This is a genomic window from Mesorhizobium sp. M0060 (assembly GCF_040323155.1).
Classification (GTDB): Bacteria; Pseudomonadota; Alphaproteobacteria; order Rhizobiales; family Rhizobiaceae; genus Mesorhizobium.
This window is the reverse complement of sequence record NZ_JAMYUP010000089.1, coordinates 1-18,856: the sequence shown is the minus strand read 5'-3', so window position 1 is coordinate 18,856 and position 18,856 is coordinate 1. Positions and strand designations below refer to the sequence as shown.

The 18,856-nt window shown below is 61.7% G+C and carries 16 protein-coding genes, 1 tRNA gene and 2 pseudogenes; 12 read left to right on the top strand and 7 right to left on the bottom strand.

Features of this window, described 5'->3' with window-relative positions; all coding sequences use genetic code 11:
- Positions 1-485: 485 nt before the first annotated feature.
- Positions 486-2,651 (top strand): adenylate/guanylate cyclase domain-containing protein, encoded by a 2,166-nt coding sequence (locus tag NKJ94_RS34910; protein ID WP_352532028.1) that lies wholly within the window; start codon positions 486-488, stop codon positions 2,649-2,651.
- Between the two features lie 307 nt (positions 2,652-2,958).
- On the opposite strand, the gene NKJ94_RS34905 is transcribed toward NKJ94_RS34910, so the two are convergent.
- The 4 genes and pseudogenes from NKJ94_RS34905 to NKJ94_RS34890 all read right to left on the bottom strand — a co-directional run.
- Entirely contained in the window at positions 2,959-3,555 is a 597-nt protein-coding gene (locus tag NKJ94_RS34905; protein WP_352532026.1) for a hypothetical protein, read from the bottom strand.
- Positions 3,552-3,707: a hypothetical protein gene (locus NKJ94_RS34900; protein ID WP_352532024.1), complete on the bottom strand. Its 156-nt coding sequence runs from the start codon at positions 3,705-3,707 to the stop codon at positions 3,552-3,554. Before NKJ94_RS34900 ends, NKJ94_RS34905 begins: the two co-directional genes overlap by 4 nt.
- Positions 3,701-4,057: a DUF899 family protein gene (locus NKJ94_RS34895; protein ID WP_352532022.1), complete on the bottom strand. Its 357-nt coding sequence runs from the start codon at positions 4,055-4,057 to the stop codon at positions 3,701-3,703. Before NKJ94_RS34895 ends, NKJ94_RS34900 begins: the two co-directional genes overlap by 7 nt.
- A pseudogene (locus NKJ94_RS34890) lies at positions 4,018-4,149 on the bottom strand (Csu type fimbrial protein); the annotation flags it as partial. The gene NKJ94_RS34895 and the pseudogene NKJ94_RS34890, both read right to left, overlap by 40 nt.
- Before the next feature lie 2 nt (positions 4,150-4,151).
- Between NKJ94_RS34890 and NKJ94_RS34885 the strand changes: the two are divergent.
- On the top strand, positions 4,152-4,493 hold the full coding sequence (locus NKJ94_RS34885) for a hypothetical protein (RefSeq protein WP_352532020.1): 342 nt from the start codon (positions 4,152-4,154) through the stop codon (positions 4,491-4,493).
- Here the strand turns inward: NKJ94_RS34885 and selD are convergent.
- Positions 4,444-5,520, bottom strand: a complete 1,077-nt coding sequence (gene selD, locus NKJ94_RS34880; RefSeq protein ID WP_352532018.1) for a selenide, water dikinase SelD — start codon at positions 5,518-5,520, stop codon at positions 4,444-4,446. The two genes, NKJ94_RS34885 and selD, sit on opposite strands and share 50 nt — an antisense overlap.
- 479 nt (positions 5,521-5,999) lie before the next feature.
- Here selD and fdnG point away from each other — a divergent pair, with 479 nt between their 5' ends.
- From fdnG to NKJ94_RS34835, 9 genes and pseudogenes are all read left to right on the top strand, one after another.
- A complete protein-coding gene (gene fdnG, locus NKJ94_RS34875) occupies positions 6,000-9,086 on the top strand; it encodes a formate dehydrogenase-N subunit alpha (RefSeq protein WP_352532016.1) in 3,087 nt (1,028 codons plus the stop codon).
- A gap of 12 nt (positions 9,087-9,098) precedes the next feature.
- Positions 9,099-10,049, top strand: coding sequence for a formate dehydrogenase subunit beta (gene fdxH, locus NKJ94_RS34870; RefSeq protein WP_352532014.1), 951 nt, complete (start codon positions 9,099-9,101; stop codon positions 10,047-10,049).
- Entirely contained in the window at positions 10,036-10,734 is a 699-nt protein-coding gene (locus NKJ94_RS34865; RefSeq protein ID WP_352532012.1) for a formate dehydrogenase subunit gamma, read from the top strand. Before fdxH ends, NKJ94_RS34865 begins: the two co-directional genes overlap by 14 nt.
- A 114-nt stretch (positions 10,735-10,848) precedes the next feature.
- Positions 10,849-11,769, top strand: coding sequence for a formate dehydrogenase accessory protein FdhE (gene fdhE, locus NKJ94_RS34860; RefSeq protein ID WP_352532010.1), 921 nt, complete (start codon positions 10,849-10,851; stop codon positions 11,767-11,769).
- A 7-nt stretch (positions 11,770-11,776) separates the two neighbouring features.
- Positions 11,777-13,198, top strand: a complete 1,422-nt coding sequence (gene selA, locus NKJ94_RS34855) for an L-seryl-tRNA(Sec) selenium transferase (RefSeq protein WP_352532008.1) — start codon at positions 11,777-11,779, stop codon at positions 13,196-13,198.
- A complete protein-coding gene (locus NKJ94_RS34850) occupies positions 13,185-13,973 on the top strand; it encodes a tetratricopeptide repeat protein (protein WP_352532006.1) in 789 nt (262 codons plus the stop codon). The genes selA and NKJ94_RS34850 overlap by 14 nt, the downstream gene beginning before the upstream one ends.
- A pseudogene (gene selB, locus NKJ94_RS34845) lies at positions 13,970-15,805 on the top strand (selenocysteine-specific translation elongation factor); the annotation flags it as partial. The gene NKJ94_RS34850 and the pseudogene selB, both read left to right, overlap by 4 nt.
- 123 nt (positions 15,806-15,928) lie before the next feature.
- Positions 15,929-16,024: transfer RNA gene (locus tag NKJ94_RS34840), tRNA-Sec, on the top strand.
- Positions 16,025-16,186: 162 nt separating this feature from the next.
- Entirely contained in the window at positions 16,187-16,495 is a 309-nt protein-coding gene (locus tag NKJ94_RS34835; RefSeq protein WP_352532004.1) for a hypothetical protein, read from the top strand.
- A gap of 460 nt (positions 16,496-16,955) precedes the next feature.
- Here NKJ94_RS34835 and NKJ94_RS34830 read toward each other — a convergent pair whose 3' ends face one another.
- Entirely contained in the window at positions 16,956-17,123 is a 168-nt protein-coding gene (locus NKJ94_RS34830) for a hypothetical protein (protein ID WP_352532002.1), read from the bottom strand.
- A 147-nt stretch (positions 17,124-17,270) separates the two neighbouring features.
- Positions 17,271-17,450 (bottom strand): hypothetical protein, encoded by a 180-nt coding sequence (locus tag NKJ94_RS34825; RefSeq protein WP_352532000.1) that lies wholly within the window; start codon positions 17,448-17,450, stop codon positions 17,271-17,273.
- A 333-nt stretch (positions 17,451-17,783) separates the two neighbouring features.
- On the opposite strand from NKJ94_RS34825, the gene NKJ94_RS34820 reads away from it, so the two are divergent.
- On the top strand, positions 17,784-18,182 hold the full coding sequence (locus NKJ94_RS34820; protein WP_352532030.1) for a DUF4336 domain-containing protein: 399 nt from the start codon (positions 17,784-17,786) through the stop codon (positions 18,180-18,182).
- The last annotated feature ends 674 nt before the right edge of the window (positions 18,183-18,856 follow it).

The window sequence follows — 18,856 nt, the reverse complement described above, 5'->3', positions numbered from 1 at the left end:
GTCATGCTCTGCCCCCGCCGGACGACGCTCAACGCCAGCGCGACGACCGGTTCTTGATCACTACCTCAACCGCAGGCGCCCCTCCCGCGCAGCGGGTTCGTTCAACGGCCCACAATGGTCGGGGTATTGTCACTTCAGACCCTGGGCTTCAGGCCGCCGTGAGGGGACCGGAGAATTGTTTGGACTTTGAGGGTGGTAGCGGGAGACCGTTCTCTCCGCTTTCAATACTGCCACCAAACCCCTTCGAACTAAATGTCGCCGCATAGCGGACACCAGGCCATGGCGACGGCGCGGGGATGTAGCGAGACACGGTTCTCACGCGAGGGACCATTCGCAACCGCGTATCCCCTCACTACGGTACTTGGAGAATATGCATCCCATAGCTTTGAGGATGATCCCGAGACACCGGCGACGGACGCTGGAGAGGTCGGTCGTTTCATTTAGGTGAGACCAGGTCTATACTCCACGGGGGACAGGCCAGATCGATGGACCGTAAGCTTTCCGCCATTCTCGCTGCCGATGTTGTGGGCTATTCCGCTCAGATGGAACGCGACGAGGCCGGCACGTTCGAGCGCCTTCGTGCTCGACGCAAGGAACTGTTCGAGCCTGAGATTGCCCGCCAGCACGGCCACATCTTCAAGCTGATGGGCGATGGACTGCTGGCCGAATTCGGCAGCGTCGTGGACGCGGTCGAATGTGCCGTGTCGTTGCAGCACGCCCTGGCGGAATGCAACGCCGCCGTTTCCGAGGATCATCGGATTCGCGTCAGGATCGGGATCAATCTCGGCGAGGTGATTGTGGAGGGCGAGGACCGATATGGCGAGGGCGTCAACGTCGCTGCCAGGCTCCAACAACTAGCGGAACCTGGCGGCATCTGTGTCTCGGCAAAGGTCGCAAAAGAGGTTGAGAAGAAGTTGGCTTTCGGCTTTGAGCCGATGGGCCAACAGAAGCTGAAGAACATCGCCGAACCGGTGCAGGCGTACCGGGTGCTGCTCGATCCCGCGGTGGCGGGAAAGCCCATGGCTGTCAATCGACACCCACGTTTCAGGCGCATTCTGGCCGTCGCTATTGGGGTCCTTGTTGTCGCAGTCGGCCTTGCAGCAGCGTGGTGGCGACCGTGGGAGCCACCGCTTCGGCCCGCCGCTCTGACGGCCAATGCGAAAGCCGACACCCGGCCATCCCTCGTCGTGCTTCCATTTGACAATCTCAGCGACGACAAGGCGCAAGGTTATCTGGCTGACGGTTTCACCGAGGACCTGACCACAGAACTTGCACGCGTGCCCGGCCTGTTCGTCGTATCGCGAAACGCGGCTTCCACCTACAAGGACAAGGAGACCAAACCCGCTGAGGTCGCCGCAGCGCTTGGTGTCCGGTACATTCTGGAGGGCTCGATACGTCGGGTCGGCGACGACATGCGTATCAACGCGCAATTGATCGACGGCTCGACCACCGGTCATCTCTGGGCAGAACGTTTCGACGGCCAGTGGACGGATGTGTTTGCGCTGCAGGACAAGGTCGTCGTCAGCATCGCAGGCGCGCTCAAGCTCCGTCTCGTGAGCGTCCAAGGCAAGGCAGATGTCACGGGCGGCACGCGCAATCCTGCAGCCTACGAAGCTTACCTCCAGGGCATGGAAATCTACAATCGTCGCAATACTCCAGACGAGTTTGCGCAGGCGGTGAGGTTTTTCCAGCAGGCGCTGGAACTCGATCCGGATTTCGGCGCAGCGGCAGCCTCGCTCGCGTGGGCCTATTGGGACATGGACGGGCCGCGGGTCAAAGCTTTAGCCGTTTCGGATACCAGTGCGCTGTACAACGTCTACAAGTCCCTGGGGGAGGCGGCCAAGCATCCTTCGCCCTCCTACTATCAGCTCGTCGCCAGTTTGCTGGTTCGCGAGCATCGGTCCGACGAGGCAGTCGCGGTTATGTTCAAGGCAGTGGCGCTCGACCCGAGCGATCCCCTGAACTATGTCGGGCTGGCAGAAGCCCTGAATTTCAATGGCAGGCCGAACGAGGCGCGCGACTATCTCGTCGCGGCCAACCGTGTCGACCCAGGCGGCAATGACCATCGGCACTACCAGGCTGGGCTGGCTGAATTTGGCCAGGGTCGTTTCGAGGAAGCTGTCGACTACCTTGAAAGGATCGATCTCCAATCGCCTGATCCATGGCCGAAATTCTATGGCCTGCAGGTGTTGGTTTCGGCCTACGCACATCTCGGGCGCAGTGACCAGGTCGCGGCCTATAGTGACAGGCTAAGGAACGTCATGTTGGAACGAAAGGATGGAGGGGCAAACCAGCTGGTCACGCAGAGGTATTTTGTGTTCAAGAACCCGGCTGACATCGGGCGTCTGCTGGACGGCCTGGACAAGGCCGGTTTGCCGGAGTTGCCGGAAGAGGTCGATCTGGATGCGAAGGACCGGCTTACCGGTTCGGAGATCAGGTGGCTCATCCTCGGTCGTGACCTGCGCGGGGGAGGCGCATGGATAGATAAAGAAACCAGTTGGGTGCAGCAGAACTTCCTGTGCGACGCCATTCCGAAAGATCAGACAACCTGCGGCGCGATCTTCCGCAATCCTGCCGGGACGCCGGAGCGACGCAACGAGTATACGGCAGTCTTCCGTTTCGATCGTTTTGAGTTTTCGACCGTCAAATAAGTACCGATCGGAAGATACGCGAAGTACACAAGCATGGAACTCGAGGGCGCAAGCTTGGCGCCAGGTGATGTGTCTGCGTTCGCGATCAGCCCGCCCAAAAGCAGACGGACAGTTCTGCGGCCCCAACTCTCCCGGTCGTCCTCGCCGTGCGACCGTTCCGGCTCTGCGTCGTGAACCGGGCGAAGTCGAAGCTGAAGGTGCGGTGATCAGTCCCTCGAAGTTCGGTCAGCAACGTCCATGAGTTGGGACAGCAGGTGATCGGCAAGCTGTTCCGGCGAAAACTCCTTGGCAGGGGTTTCCTTTGACACTAGGCGCTATAGTCCGTGCGAACGAGGCCGTAGCGGAACTTCAGGCTTCGTAACCGTACGGCCTTGTTGAACGACGCGTAGAACCCCGGCAGCTCCGGGAAGCCCTTGTAGAACGTGGCGTGGAGATCGATGTCTTCGATCGAGTTCATGTAGTGCGGGTACCAGCTGCAGATCAGGTTGACCGGGTAGCAGCTGACAATGCGATAGTGTTGTGAGGTCTTGTACTCGACGTTCACGCCTGAGCCACGAACCACCTCAGTTCCGGCCTTGAGTGCTTCGGTGAACTCCTCGTAGGCGGCATTGGCCTTGGCAGTGCCTTCGTGGGAGCGTTCGAACTGCTGCTGGGCAGTCTTCAGATCCGTTGCCCGCTTGAGCCGCGCGGCCCTCTCTAGCATCGTTTCTGGCCTCGAGATCCCGCCTGCGTCGATCACCCGCTGCTCGATGACGGCAGCCGCTCCCTCGACGCCCCATCTATCGAGGCCGACGTAAAGTCGAGTCGGCGGGAGCCAAGCAGGCGTCGATGGCTTCGACTCGGTCGGGATAAACACGGTGAAGTCGAAGCCATGCTCGAAGGCCCTCGTCCGGATGGCGTTCATCTCAACCCCGGTCCAGCGGGTTTGCCCCATTCGGTTCGGTACAGGATGACCACGATCCGGGCCTTCTTGCCGTAGACCTCGCTGAAGGTCGTCTGCCCGTCCGTTCCGGCGAGTTCCTTCTGTCGCTCCGAGTAGATGAACGTCTTCAGCACGCCCGCGACATCGCGATGAGCGTCACGTCGCGGTCGTTCACGTGCGTGACCATGCCGCCCAGCCCATCGCCGACCGAGGCGCAGCCCGGGCACGCCGTCTTCCAGTCCTCCGCGAACATCAGGTGATAGATGAGGAGCTGCGAGCGGTCATCGAACAGCTCCGGCAAGGACTTCGGCCCGTCGTCGGTGGGGAAGGCGTAGTGCTTCTCGACCGGAACCCAGGGCAACTCCCGCCGCTGCTTGGTGACGCGCTGTTCGTGCGCCGCCAGCTCCTGCTCGGCCGCCAGCAGTTCCTTGCGGGCGGCCTGCCACTCCCGAAATCCAGATCGCTGACAGTCTGAACTTTGCATTCAGCTTGGATCGTGATGCGCACGGTCATGTTGCCGGTCGCCATGGCGGCAAACGCCTGTCCAGCCAGCACAATCGCAGCAAGCGCTGCGATACTTGTCGGGAAAAATTGGTTCGATCACGCGTTCCGAACGCATGGCCAAGTGGAACGAGATTCTCCGGATAGAGGAGCTGATGTTTCAAGCTCGTGCCTGGCGCCCAGTCATGATCTGGCGAACTCAGGCTCGCTCGGATCATCCGGTCACCAAAACAGTCCGCAGCGTTCGCCGCCAATCCAGCGTGGACAGGGCAGGCGGCGTCTTTGCCTGCCGATCCAGTGGCGGCAAGAGGTGGAGTGCCGCGAACTGGAGGGCGCGCCCCGTCATCTGGCGGGAAGCGGAGCGGCCGTTCAGGCCTCTACTACTATTGTCGGCGCGCCGGGCCTGGCATGGCCGATGATGCGAGCCGAAGGATAGCCGTCCGCGACGATCCTCTCGACCAGCGCCGCTGCGCGGTCGGTCTCGCAAGCAACCAGCAACCCGCCCGAAGTCTGTGGATCCGTGAGAAGATGGCGTCGCCACTCGGGCATGCCGGGAGGTAAGCTTACCGCGTCGCCATAGCTCGCCCAATTGCGCCGCGATGCGCCGGTGACGTGGCCGTCGACCGCGAGCGAGGCAGCTTCGGAAAAGAGCGGCACGTCGTGGCTGCAAATTATCAGCGTGCACCCGGCACCGCGTGCCATCTCGAGGCCATGTCCGAGCAAGCCAAATCCGGTCACGTCGGTGACGGCGTGGACGCTCGCGTCCTGCGCCAGCTCCGATCCGATCCGGTTGAGAAGGGTGGTGGAGGCGATCATTTCGCGATAGCCGCTCTCGGAAAGCGCCTGCTTCTTGATGGCGGCGGAATAGATGCCGACGCCGAGCCCTTTCGTCAGGATCAAGGCGTCACCCGGCCTGGTGTCAGAATTGCGTCGGATATCCTCGGGTCGGCATGTGCCGATGACTGCGAGGCCGTAAATCGGCTCCGGCGAGTCGATTGAGTGGCCGCCGGCAACCGGGATTCCGGCGTCGGCGCAGACAGCTTCGCCACCTTTCAGGATTTCGCGGACCATGAGCGTCGGGATCTTGTCGAGAGGCATGCCGAGTATAGCCAACGCCATGATCGGCCGGCCACCCATCGCATAGATATCGGACAGGGCGTTGGTTGCGGCAATCCGGCCGAAATCGTAGGGGTCATCTACCATAGGCATGAAGAAGTCGGTGGTCGCAATGACGCAAGTCGCGCCGTCGAGCTGCCAGACTGCCGCATCGTCGCCGGTCTCCGTGCCGACGAGAAGCTGATGATAGGGACTGGCAGCCGCCGGATTGGCGAGAAGCTGCTGCAGCACTGACGGTGCCAGCTTGCAGCCGCAACCGCCGCCATGGGCGAGGCTGGTCAGGCGCACAACGGGCGCTTCGGTGATTTCGGGCGAGAGGGCGATTGCCATAGTCGTCGAGCCTCCTCTGCTGGCACGCTTTAGTAGGGATCAAGGTCAACCGGAATGGAAAATACGATCGCGCCAACGCACGGCGCGTTTGGAGCACGCTTGCTCTCAGCGGATTTCGTTAAGTTAGGAAAGGCAAGCACCGTATCCGGCGTGCGAGGCATCGCCGTCATTGGGTATCGATCGAAAGGCGCCCCGACCCGCGGGAGCTGTTTCATCGCCACGCTTTACTGTATGGTAATGCGTTCGTTTTCGTCAATCGCCGTCGCGGTCACGAAAAGATGACAAGAATATTCAACAATAATACACAATGCCGATTTGCGGGCACAAACCTGTTGCAGGAAGGCGGTTCGGAGGGGCACTTTTGCTGCACCGTACGCACCTCCTTCTTTAGCATTGATTTTATTTGGTCCGAGACTAGTTACTCGGATTGAACCGTTTGTTCGAGTTGCCTTGTGGGGCATCGGCTTCGGGAGGAACCCATGAACATCGATCTTTCTCGACGCGCGTTCCTGCAAACAGCAGGCGCGGGTCTCGCCGGTACTACGCTTGGAGCCCTCGGCTTCGGCGATAGCGAGGCCGCACACGCGGCGGCCATACGGCCCTTCAAGCTCGCGAACACCACCGAAACACGCAACACCTGTCCATACTGCTCGGTGGCTTGCGGCATAATCTTGTATTCGAAGGGCGATCTCAGAAAGGGCGAGCCGGCCGAGATCACGCATATCGAGGGTGACACTGATCATCCGACCAATCGCGGCACCTTGTGCCCCAAAGGGTCGGCCCTGCTCGGATTTGTCAAGTCGCCGACCCGTCTGCAACATCCGATGATCCGCAAACCGGGCTCGGACAAGTTCGAGCCGATAAGCTGGGAAGACGCACTCGGCCGCATCGCCCGCCTGATGAAGGACGATCGCGACAAGAACTTCGTCGCGACGAACAATGACGGCGTGACGGTCAACCGGTGGATCACCACCGGCTTCCTCGCCGCCTCGGCTTCGACCAATGAAACCGCGTTCGCGACCTACAAGGTGGTCCGCAGCGCGGGCATGCTGGTGTTCGACAACCAGGCACGTGTCTGACACGGCCCGACGGTGGCGAGTCTCGCCCCAACATTCGGCCGCGGCGCAATGACCAATTCCTGGACCGACATCAAGAACACGGATCTCGTCGTCATCATGGGCGGCAATGCCGCGGAAGCGCATCCTTGCGGCTTCAAATGGGTCACAGAGGCGAAGGCCAACCGCGGCGCCAAGCTCATCGTCATCGACCCGCGCTTTACGCGCTCGGCTTCGGTGTCGGATCTTTACGCGCCGATCCGCCAGGGAACGGACATCGCCTTCCTGCTCGGGCTGATCAACTACTGCATCCAGAACGATAAGGTGCAATGGGACTATCTGAAGGCCTTCACCAACGCGACATATGTCGTCAAGGAGGGCTTCACCTATCAGGACGGCCTCTTCTCCGGCTATAACGAGGCGAAGCGAGACTATGACAAGTCCAGTTGGGACTATGACATAGGCACGGACGGCTTTGCCGTTGTCGACGCGACATTGGCCAATCCCCGCTGCGTCTGGAATCTGCTCAAGAAGCATGTCGCGGTCTACACGCCGGAGATGGTCGAGCGCATCTGCGGCACACCGAAGGACCGGTTCCTGAAGGTGGCCGCGATGGTCGCCGAGACGTCGTCTCCGACCAAGGCGATGACCTCGATGTACGCGCTCGGCTGGACCCAGCACTCGAAGGGCTCGCAGAACATCCGCGCCATGGCGATGCTGCAGCTTATTCTCGGCAATATCGGTATACGCGGCGGCGGCATGAACGCACTTCGCGGTCACTCCAACATCCAGGGGCTGACCGACCTCGGGCTGATGTCGAACCTGCTGCCCGGTTATCTGACGCTGCCGACTGAGAAGGAGGTCGATCTGGCAGCCTACATGTCGACCCGAGGCTTCAAGCCGCTCCGGCCGAACCAGATGAGCTATTGGCAGAACTACAGGAAGTTCTTCGTAAGCTTCCAAAAGTCAATGTGGGGCAATGCGGCAACGCCGGAGAACGGCTTCGCCTATGACTACCTGCCGAAGCTCGACCTGCCGGGCTACGATCTGCTGCGGGCTTTCGAGCTGATGCACCAGGGCAAGATGAACGGCTATTTCTGCCAGGGCTTCAACCCGCTACAGGCAGCTCCGAACAAGAAGAAGGTGATCGAGTCCCTCTCGAAGCTCAAATACCTCGTCATCATGGATCCGTTGGACACGGAGACGGGCCGGTTCTGGGAGAACCACGGGCCGTACAACGATGTCGATCCGTCGCAGATTCAGACGGAAGTCTACCAGCTTCCCTCCACCTGCTTCGCCGAGGACGACGGCTCGCTGGTCAATTCGGGGCGCTGGCTGCAGTGGCATTGGGCCGGCGGCACGCCCCCCGGCGAGGCCAAACGCGATACCTGGATTATGGCGCAGCTCTATCTGCGCCTGAAGGAGCTCTACACCAAGGAAGGCGGCGCCTTCGCCGATTCGATCGTTAAGCTCAACTGGCCTTATGCCGATCCCGGCGATCCGAAGGCCGAGGAGCTTGCCCAGGAGATCAATGGTAGGGCGCTCGCCAGGGTAACCGACACGGCCGACCCGACAAAAGTGCTGGCCGAGGCCGGAAAGCTCTTGCCGGGCTTCGCCGCGCTGCGCGACGACGGCTCCACCTCCTGCGGCTGCTGGATCTATTCCGGCTGCTTCAACGAAAACGGCAACAACATGGCCAGGCGGGACACCACCGATCCTGACGAAACCGGCGCCTATTCCAAATGGGCGTTCTCATGGCCCGCCAACCGCCGCATTCTCTACAACAGGGCGTCGGCTGACCTCACCGGAAAGGCTTGGGATCCAAGCCGCAAGGTGATTGAATGGGACGGCACGAAATGGTCGGGCTACGATGTCCCCGACATCTTGCCAATGGCAAAGCCCGATCAAGTAGGCCCGTTCATCATGAATCCGGAAGGCGTCTCGCGCCTCTTTACCCGGGGCATGATGCGCGACGGACCATTCCCGGCGCATTACGAGCCATTCGAGTCGCCCATCGCGAACCCGATAGCTCCCAAAGTCCGCGGCAACCCCGCAGCGCGGGTGTTCGAAGGCGATATGGCCCAGTTCGCCGAATCGGCTTCGCAGGAGTTCCCCTACGCGGCGACCTCCTACCGACTGACCGAGCATTTCCACTTCTGGACCAAGCACGTCATCACCAATGCGGTGATGCAGCCGGAGTTTTTCGTGGAAATTTCGGAACAGCTTGCGGCCGAGAAGGGCATCACCAAAGGCGGCTGGGTGCGCGTCTGGTCGAAGCGCGGTTCCGTTGTGGCGAAGGCCATGGTGACCAAGCGGATCAGGCCGCTCACCTGCGATGGCAAGACCGTCCACATCGTCGGAATACCGCTGCACTGGGGCTTCACGGGAGCGGCGAAGAAAGGCTTTGGCCCGAACATGCTCACCCCCTTTGTCGGCGACGCCAACATCGAGACGCCGGAATACAAGGCGTTCCTTGTCAACATCGAGCCCATCACCGGGCCGGTAGCGTAGGAGGAGTAAGCGATGTTTCCTCCACTTCCAAATCCTTCGACGACGGATACCGCACCGCGTTTTTCCGACAAGGACCTCATCCGCCGCTCTGCCTCGACGGTTCCCGCGCCCGAGCAGCAATTAACGGAAGTCGCCAAGCTCATCGATGTTTCGAAATGCATCGGCTGCAAGGCATGCCAGACGGCCTGCATCGAGTGGAACGACACGCATCCGGAGATCGGCTTCAATGCCGGCGTCTATGAGAATCCTGCCGATCTGACGCCGGACATGTTCACGCTGATGCGCTACAGCGAATGGGACAATCCCGAGACGAACGAACTCGAATGGCTGATCCGCAAGGATGGCTGTATGCACTGCGCTGACCCGGGCTGCCTCAAGGCTTGTCCGGCACCAGGCGCCATAGTGCAGTATTCGAACGGCATCGTCGATTTCGTCCATGAGAACTGCATCGGCTGCGGCTATTGCATCAAGGGTTGCCCGTTCAACATTCCGCGCATCTCCAAAGTCGATCACACGGCCTACAAATGCACGCTCTGCTCCGACCGCGTGGCTGTCGGCCAGGGACCAGCCTGCGCCAAGGCCTGCCCGACCCAGGCGATCGTGTTCGGCACGAAAGACGAGATGAAACAGCACGCCGACGGCCGCATCAAGGACCTGAAATCGCGCGGCTATTCGAATGCCGGCCTCTACGATCCGCCCGGCGTCGGAGGGACGCATGTGATGTATGTGCTGCACCATGCCGACCAGCCGGAGCTCTATTCGGGTCTGCCGAAGGAGCCGAAGATCAGTCCGCTCGTGGAGGCGTGGAAGGGCGTGACCAAATATGCCGGCCTCACCATTCTCGGCGTGGCGGCTGGCGTCGGCCTGGTTCACCATCTGGTCATGGGACCGAACAGGGTCTCCGAGACGGATGAGGAGCATGCCCAAGAGCTGACGGAAGGCAACAACGATGGCCGCGTATGACGTGAAGCCGAACGAGCAGGTACATCCCGGCAAGCCAGTCATCGTGGACCGCTACACGGTGGGCGCACGGATCAACCATTGGATCACGGCGGCCAGCCTGATCCTGCTCGCCTTGTCCGGCCTTGCCATGTTTCACCCGAGCCTGTTCTTCCTGTCGGGGCTGTTTGGCGGCGGCCAGTTCACGCGCTTCATTCACCCATGGATCGGCGTCTTGCTCTTCTTCAGCTTCCTTGGGCTTTTCCTTCGGTTCTGGAAGGCCAATTTGTGGAGGCCCGAGGACGGAACGTGGCTCGCACGTTTCCGTGACGTATTGTCCAATCACGAGGACAACGTCCCCGAAGTCGGCAAGTACAATGCCGGCCAGAAGCTCGTCTTCTGGTCAATGTCGATCCTCATCATCATCCTGATTTCGAGCGGCATCGTCATCTGGCAACAATATTTCGCCGCTTACACCACGATCGGCCAGCAGCGGGTGGCGCTGCTTGTTCATTCGATCGCTGCCGTGGCGATCATCGGCGTCTGGATTATCCATTTCTACTCGGCCATCTGGGTACGCGGCACCATTCCCGCCATGACGCGCGGACGGGTGACCGGCGGCTGGGCTTGGCGGCATCATCGCAAATGGCTGCGTGAACTGATCGCAGGCAAACCGGACGGACGTTCGGGATCGAATCCCGCCGAATGAGCGGGTATTTGTTTTTACGCAATTCGGGACGGAAAACCGTTATACACTTTTCGTGGAATTGCTCTGGAGCAGTATCAAGCCGACCACGTGGCCCGTGAGGTTCGTGAGGTTGAAATGCCAAGGCAACAAGATCCGTCACGCCCTGACCCGACTATAATCGGCGAGGTCTCGGCCCCACCCTTTGCGCGGCTGCCTGATCTGCGGACCTTGTTCATTCGCCGCTCCGAGCGATTGAATGTGTTGGCGGATGACCACCAGCTCGGCCCCTATCTCCGCTTCCTCGCTGCACTGACGGATGCGCAGCACCGCATCCAGGACGGCTTGCCGGATGTCGAATTGCCGACCGCGGAGGCGCGCGAGCGCGCACGAACCTTCGGTATGCCGCCGCTCGATCGCAACCAATTCACGTCGGATGCCGCCCTTGGAATGACGCTCGGCCGCCTGTTCGAAGTGGCAGCCACGATCGAAAAACCCGAGGCGGCCGCAGCCGCCTTGGACAGGCTGGCGAATATCGATGCGTCCGGGGTCGACTCCATGGTGCGCAATGTGCTCACCGATGCGATCCCAATGAACGCGCTTGCCGAGCATGTCTATGTCGCGGCCGCGCTGCAGGTTCACTTCGCCCGCCTCGCGGTATGTCTCGACAGCTCGAAGCTGGTTCCGGTTGCCGACGGCGCCTGTCCGGCCTGCGGTGGGCCGCCCGTATGCTCGATCATCGTCGGTTGGCACGGCGCACACGGGGCGCGGTTCTGCGTCTGCGCGCTGTGTGGAACATTGTGGAACCACGTTCGTATCAAATGTACGCTGTGCGGCTCGACCAAGGGGATAGGCTATCAGGAAATCGAGGGAGGCTCTGGCACGGTCAAGGCCGAGACCTGCGATGCATGCGGCTGCTATGTAAAGATCCTGTACCAGCACGAGGATCCGGCTCTCGATCCGGTCGCCGACGACGTGGCGACGCTCGGCCTCGACCTGCTTGTCCGCGAGGGTGGCCATCGCCGCGGATCGTTCAATCCGTTCCTTGTTGGCTATTGAGGATACGATGACCGCTTCATCCGCAAACCCTTTGCGCAATCTTCCGTCGGTCGACCAAGTGCTGAGGACCCCCCTGGCGGCGGCCGCAATCGAGCGCTTCGGACGGCAGGCCGCGACGGAGGCCATTCGCCGAGCCGTCGCCGATGCACGAATGGCCTCCCGCAATGCCGGAGCCGTCGTGCCGGAGGCAAACGATCTTGCCGGCGACGCGCTCGTGCAGCTCAGGGACGGCGAACGCTCTTCCCTGCGCCCCGTTTTCAACCTGACCGGAACGGTGCTGCATACCAATCTCGGACGAGCCCTCCTCGCGAAAGAGGCGGTCGAGGCTGTTCGGCTGGCGATGCGCGAAGCGGTGGCTCTCGAATTCGATGTCGAGAAAGGCGAGCGCGGCGAACGGGACGATCATCTTCGATCGCTCGTTTGCGAGCTGACCGGAGCCGAGGATGCAACCGTCGTCAACAACAACGCGGCTGCCGTCCTTCTCGTCCTCAACACGCTGGCGCTCGGTCGCGAAGCGATCGTTTCGCGAGGCGAGTTGATCGAGATCGGCGGCTCTTTCCGGATGCCCGAGATCATGACGCGCGCCGGCGCCAGGCTTGTCGAGGTCGGCACCACCAACCGCACGCATCGCAAAGACTATGTCGCGGCGATCGGCCCGGAGACCGGGCTCATCCTCAAGGTGCACACATCGAACTACCGGGTCGAAGGATTCACGGCCGAGATCCGGGCACCCGAGCTCGCTTCAATCGCCAACGCGCATGGGATACCGCTGGTCCATGATCTCGGTTCGGGCACGCTGGTCGATCTAGCCCGCTACGGCCTTGGGCGCGAGCCGACCGTGCGCGAGGCGGTCGCCGACGGCGCCGATCTCGTCACATTCTCCGGCGACAAGCTGCTTGGCGGTCCGCAGGCGGGTTTCATCGTCGGCCGCAGGGACCTGCTCGCAGCGATCAGCCGCAACCCGATGAAGCGGGCGCTCAGGGTCGACAAGCTTCGTTTGGCCGCGCTCGAGGCGACGTTGAAGCTCTACCGCGACCCCGACCGCCTGGCCGAGCGCCTGCCGACGCTAAGGCTGCTCTCGCGCTCGGTGAGGGAGATTGCAGCGCAGGCAAAGCGCCTTGCTCCCCTGGTTGCTGACGTCGTGGGCGAAGCCTTTGCGGTCGACACGGTGGAGTGCCGGAGCCAAGTCGGATCCGGCACGCTGCCGCTCGAAACTGTGCCAAGCGCCGGGCTTGCTCTCAAGCCGCGCTCAGGGAGCGGCCGGGCGCTCGACGCGCTTGCGGCTGCGCTGCGTGGGCTGGGCGTCCCCGTGATCGGGCGCATCGAAAACCAGGCGCTCGTGCTCGATTTGCGCTGCCTGGAAGACGAGGCGAACTTCATCGCCAATCTAGCCGGCTTAAATCCAGGAGGAACCGATGCACTGGCTTGACCGCCTTGCGCACCGCCCAGCCGAGACGCCTGTGGCCGCACGCATGACCGAGGCCCTCGCAGCCGCGCGGCGAGGCGATCATGCCGTGGCTCTCTCCATATGGGAGCCGCTGGCTCACCGGGGCGTTGCCCGCGCTCAGAACAATATCGGCGCCTGCTTCGCCGAAGGGCTCGGCGTCGAGCGTGATGCGGATATGGCCCTTCGCTGGCTGGCGCTCGCCGCCGAGGCAGGGGATCCTGTCGGGCAAAGGAACCTGGCGTCGCTCTATTTCCGCGGCGAAGGCGTTCAGCAGGACTTTCGCCGGGCGGCCGAGCTCTATCGGGCCGCAGCGGAAACTGGCGACGGACCGGCGCAGGATATGCTGAGCTGGATGCTGCTGGAGGGCGAAGTGATGGCTCCCGATGTCGGCGAGGCGCGACGCTGGGCGCTTGCCGCGGCCGATCAGGGCATCGCATCCGCGATGACCCGGATCGGCATGCTTTATCACAATGCGCTCGGCGTGCCGCGCGATCCGGACGAGGCTGTCCGCTGGTGGCGCCGTGCTGCCATGCGAGGAGACGCCGAAGGGCAGGCAATGCTCGGCGCCGCCTGCCATCTTGGCACGGGCGTGCCGGCTGACGCGGTCGAGGCGCTGGTTTGGCTCCTGCGTGCCGAGGCAGGCGGCAGCGCCCTTGCCCGCCGCTATCTGGCTGCGGTGCGGGCCGAATTGAGCGCGGGCGATGCCGCCGAGGCCGAGCGTCGCGCCGCCGCGCCGTTGCCGGAGACCGCATCATGATCGTCGGCACGGCGGGACATGTCGATCATGGCAAAACTGCGCTGGTGCATGCGCTGACCGGCATAAACACCGATCGTTTGCAGGAGGAAAAGACACGCGGCATGACCATCGATCTCGGCTTCGCCTATTTGCCAGTGCCGGGTGGGGATAGCATCGGTTTCGTCGATGTTCCCGGGCACGAGCGTTTCGTACACACGATGCTCGCCGGCGCCAGCGGCATCGACTTCGTGTTGCTCGTGGTGGCCGCCGATGACGGCGTCATGCCGCAAACCCGGGAGCATCTCGCCATCGTCGATCTGCTCGGTGTCAAGCGCGGCGCCGTCCTGCTTACGAAATGCGATCTGGCCGGTCCCGAGCATCGCACTGCGGTGGCGAGCGATATCCGCTCGGTGCTTGCCGGGACGATGCTTGCCGAGGCCCGCCTGATTCCCGTCTCGGTCGTTACAGGCGAAGGTATCGATGAACTCAGGTATCTCTTGTTCGAGGAGGCGTCGCATCTTGCCCGGCGTGCAGTTTCGGGCCGTTTTCGATTAGCGGTGGACCGCTCGTTCACGCTGCGCGGCGTGGGCACCGTCGTGACGGGCACCGTGCTTTCGGGTTCTCTCGGTATTGGGGACAACGTGGTCGTAAGCCCGTCGGGATTGCTTGCGCGGGTTCGATCGATCCACGCCCAGAACCGGCCGGCTGAACGTGGTCGGGCGGGAGACCGCTGCGCGCTCAATCTGACCGGCGAAAGGGTTTTCAAGGAGGCGATCCGGCGCGGCGACGTGATTGTCGATCCGAAGCTTCACGCGCCGTCGGACCGGATCGATGCAAGCCTTCGCGTTCTGCCGGATGAACGCAAGCCGATCGGCCAATGGTTTCCGGTGCGGCTCCACCATGCCGCGACGGACGTCGGGGCACGCATCGTACTCCTCGGAGACGAACCGATCGGGCCTGGCGGCACGGCCAATGTTCAATTGGTGCTGGACAGTCCGATCGCGGCCGCTGCCGGCGACGTTTACGTGGTGCGCGACACCTCCGCGCAGCGAACCATCGGCGGCGGACATTTTCTCGATCTGCGGGCGCCCAGCCGCAAACGCCGCGCGCCGGAACGGCTGATCCAACTCGATGCCCATGCGCTATTGGCGCCCGAACTGGCCGCCGCCGCACTCCTTGATGCGCCGCCCCACTATTTCGACCTGAAGGCTTTCGCGCGCGACAGGGCGCTTAGTGACTGCGAGACGGAAGGCCTGATCGATCAACTCGGGCTTGTCCGTTTTGCCGTGGGAGAAATGCTTCTCGTGCTGTCGCCGGAGCGCTGGTTGCGATTCAAGCGCGACTTGGCCGCGACCCTGGAGACCTTCCATGCCGACAATCCTGATTTGCCGGGCGTAGGAATGGAGAGACTGCGTATTGGGCTTGATCCACGTCTGCCGGCTCCCGCTTTCACGGCAGTTCTGCGGAGCCTTTCGCACGCTGGAGAAGTTGCCTTGGACGGCGCCTGGGTGCGGCTGCCCGGTCATGAGGCGCACCTGACGGCAAAGGATGAAACTCTCTGGCTGCAAATCCAGCCTCTCATCGGCGGACCCGAACGGTCCCATCCGCCGAGAGTGTGGGATATTGCCGAGGTGCTGGCCGCGCCGGAGACGGAAATCCGGCGGCTTCTGAAGCTTGCCGGCCGCATGGGGAAGGTCCATGAGGTCGCTCATGACCACTTCTTCCAGCGCGAGGCGTTGGCGCAGATCGTGGAGATCGCGCGCGACCTCGCTGCGTCGATGCCCACAGAGCAGTTCACCGCTGCTCAATTTCGCGATCGCGTGGGCAGCGGACGCAAGGTCGCCATCCATATCCTCGAATTTCTCGATCGGCACGGCGTGACGCTGCGGCGGGGAGACTTGCGCCGTCTGAACAGGCGCAGGCTGGACCTGTTCCGCCTGACAGGCGAGGGTGAGCCGCCGATGGCGCAAATTTCTGGAGGAGCATCGTCCCCGGTGGGGCGTCCGGACTTCAAATCCGGGAGGGGCCGCGAGTCGGTCTCTGGTGGGTTCGACTCCCACTCTCTTCCGCCATCCTAGTGAGCCAAGATGAACCCGACGGCTTCCTTTCTGAATGACCTGAAAACGACGGCTGAGACCGCCAGGACAACCGAGGCAAGCTTCAGGCGACAAGCGGCCAATCAGATCGCGGTTCTGGAACAGGAGCGCGCTTTCGCCTTCAGGCGGCTCAACCTCATGCAGGCGATCTCGGACGCCGTGGCCTCAGCCGAAAGTGAGGAGATCGCCGTGGCCAGCGCTTTGGCCGTCCTGCGCTTGCGGCTCGGCTGGAATGCGGACAGCGAGGCGCGCACGGAAGCGATCACGCATTTTGGCCCCGTTGCGCTTGCGTTGTTCCAGGCTGCGAAGCTGCCCGAGGACGAACCCGCCACCAATGTCGGCGAGGCCCTTGCGATTTTTGAGCATTGGTACTCCGAATCCCGGGGATCGCCGTTCTGGCTGCTGTTCGAGCACCAGATCGTGGACACGCCGCTGGTCGACTTTTGACCGACGGACTTTTCGGCATACCCGGATGTGAAAGCAGAGAGCGCAACGTCGCTTTATTACCGACGACACGATGCGGTAACCGGCGCCTCGGTCACCGCCGCAACCAGCTGCTTTGGGCGCGGACGCCGGAAGGCGTTCACTCCCATGACATAGGAGCCATATTCGAGCCTTATGGCGTCGAGATTGACAATTTGACCGACTACCTAGAGATCGCGCGCGCTCTCAAGCCAGGGGATATGTCACAGAACGAAAGGCGCTCGGCGCCAGGAACGGCGCGCAAGAAGACAAGAGCAATCAGTAGGTGGCCCGCGGAGCGCGCGACTCGATGGAAGGGCATGGGTGTCACCCCACCAATGCTGGTGCAGAACTGCGATGAAGCGAAAGGCCCACCACGTCTGGGCATTGTTCCGCTCCGAGGCTTCATCACGGCTCTTGATAAGGGCAGGAGCAATCAAGGTGCTCATTCATCAGTTGGGTCCGCATGAGGTAAACCTCGTCCCAACGCGTATTGCCACGGTGCACCGTGACCGCCATTGGTGTCGTTTAGATTGGCCGCCAGTGCAACAGTGCTGCCCGTGGTTAGCGTGAGGGCAATTGCGAGAATTGTGGTTGTCATCTTCTTCATCATTTCCTCCACGTTGCCTGCCCCCTTTCAGTCTCCTCTCCCCAATGGGCCTACGCATGCGCCGAATAAATGAAGGAGCCCGGCCTAAAGCCCCGCTGCCTGCCCCTTGCTCTCAAGCCTACGCAGCGGTTCCGGCCGGTTTTTGCAATGCTAGTCCACCATGTCACGCAGGGTTCTCTTGCGCTTCGGCGGCCGGTACTTCTCGACTAGCCTGACCTTGTCCATATCGACCGTCACAAGCGTTCCAAGGTCGATTGTCACCTTGCCGCCTTCCTCGTCCATGCGCGTGATCTCGCCTCGAAGCTCCAGACCGGCAATTCCGCCAACCATTTTCAGCTTCCCACTTTCGTTCGCGCTGTTTGAAATCGTGATGTCATCAAATTCACGCCTCTGACCCAAACGGTCATTACCGCTGCATGGCGGCAACGTCGTAGAGGCTGTGGGAAGCGGACTTCCGCCAGACGCATTTGCATCGCCAATGCAACAATCAGATGATCTTCGCCTTGCGGTCGAGCTGATGAAGTGGATTGGGCTGTGAGTGCGTCCCTTTACGAGCCGGTGAACGTCTATAAACCTCAGGGACCCGATATTGGCATCGTTGACGGTCCGTTTGAGTATTTGACGGTAGCAGGAACAAAACTTCCGCTGCCATTCACCACTCGGATGACGGTGGTGCGCCTGTCGAACGGCGATCTGTTCCTTCATTCGCCCATTAAGTTTGCTTCGACGGTGGCCGAAGAGTTACGGGACTTGGGCAGAATTCGCCACCTCGTGTCACCCAACCAGTTTCACTACGCTCATATCGGTGAGTGGTCGAAGGCTTTCCCTGAGGCAACAACATGGGCATCACCTAGGGTCCGGCAAAGAGCACGCGCACGGCACGCGGATGTGACGTTCGCACGAGATTTGGAAGCCGATCCGCCTGAGGAGTGGCGGCGGGACATGGGACCAGACACTGTTTCCCGGTGGCTACTTCAAAGAGTTCATATTCTTCCACCCAGCTTCAAAGACGCTGATTCTTACAGACACGATCATCAATCTCGAATTGGACATGATCGATGAGCCTTGGCGCACGGTGGCCAAGCTGACTCGGATGGCTCACCCGCACGGGCGGACCTTTGGCATGCGGCTGCCAATTCTCCTGCATCGGCGGAAAGCACAGGCAGTAATAAGCAAACTCCAGTCGTGGCAACCGCGGCGGGTGATTCTCAGTCACGGCCGCTGCTTTGATGCGAATGAAGACGAGATTGTCCGTAGAATATTCGGAAAGTCGGCTTGGTGACGCAGTGGCTTTGGGAGGCCAAATGTCCATTTCGGGTCGGCTACGGCCGCTCGCCTTGATCGCTTTAACGACCGCTCCGGGGTAGGTGCTCGTTGCACATATCCTGATCGCCCAGAGTACCTCGTCGTGGCCATCCAGAGCAAAGGCGGAAAGATGTCGGCCTACACACGTTGGCCCGTTGGCAAGGGCTGTAATTGCCCCTTGGCGTGCTCGGAGGTTAGGGCATGTGGAACGATGTCCCCGTCGCAGTGTTAAATGGCGAAAGGAGGAGGCAGTACGGTGGCTGATCTCAAAGAAACGGCATTGATCGCGCGGATGGCGGCGCGGCACGGGCTGTCAAGGGACGCTGTTGAAACCGTGCTGCGTGCCCTGCGCTCGGGCGGCGGTTCCATGGCGCAGTTCAGCCATGCTGAATTCGGCGGCATGTCGCAGTGGTCATCAGGCATGACAATGG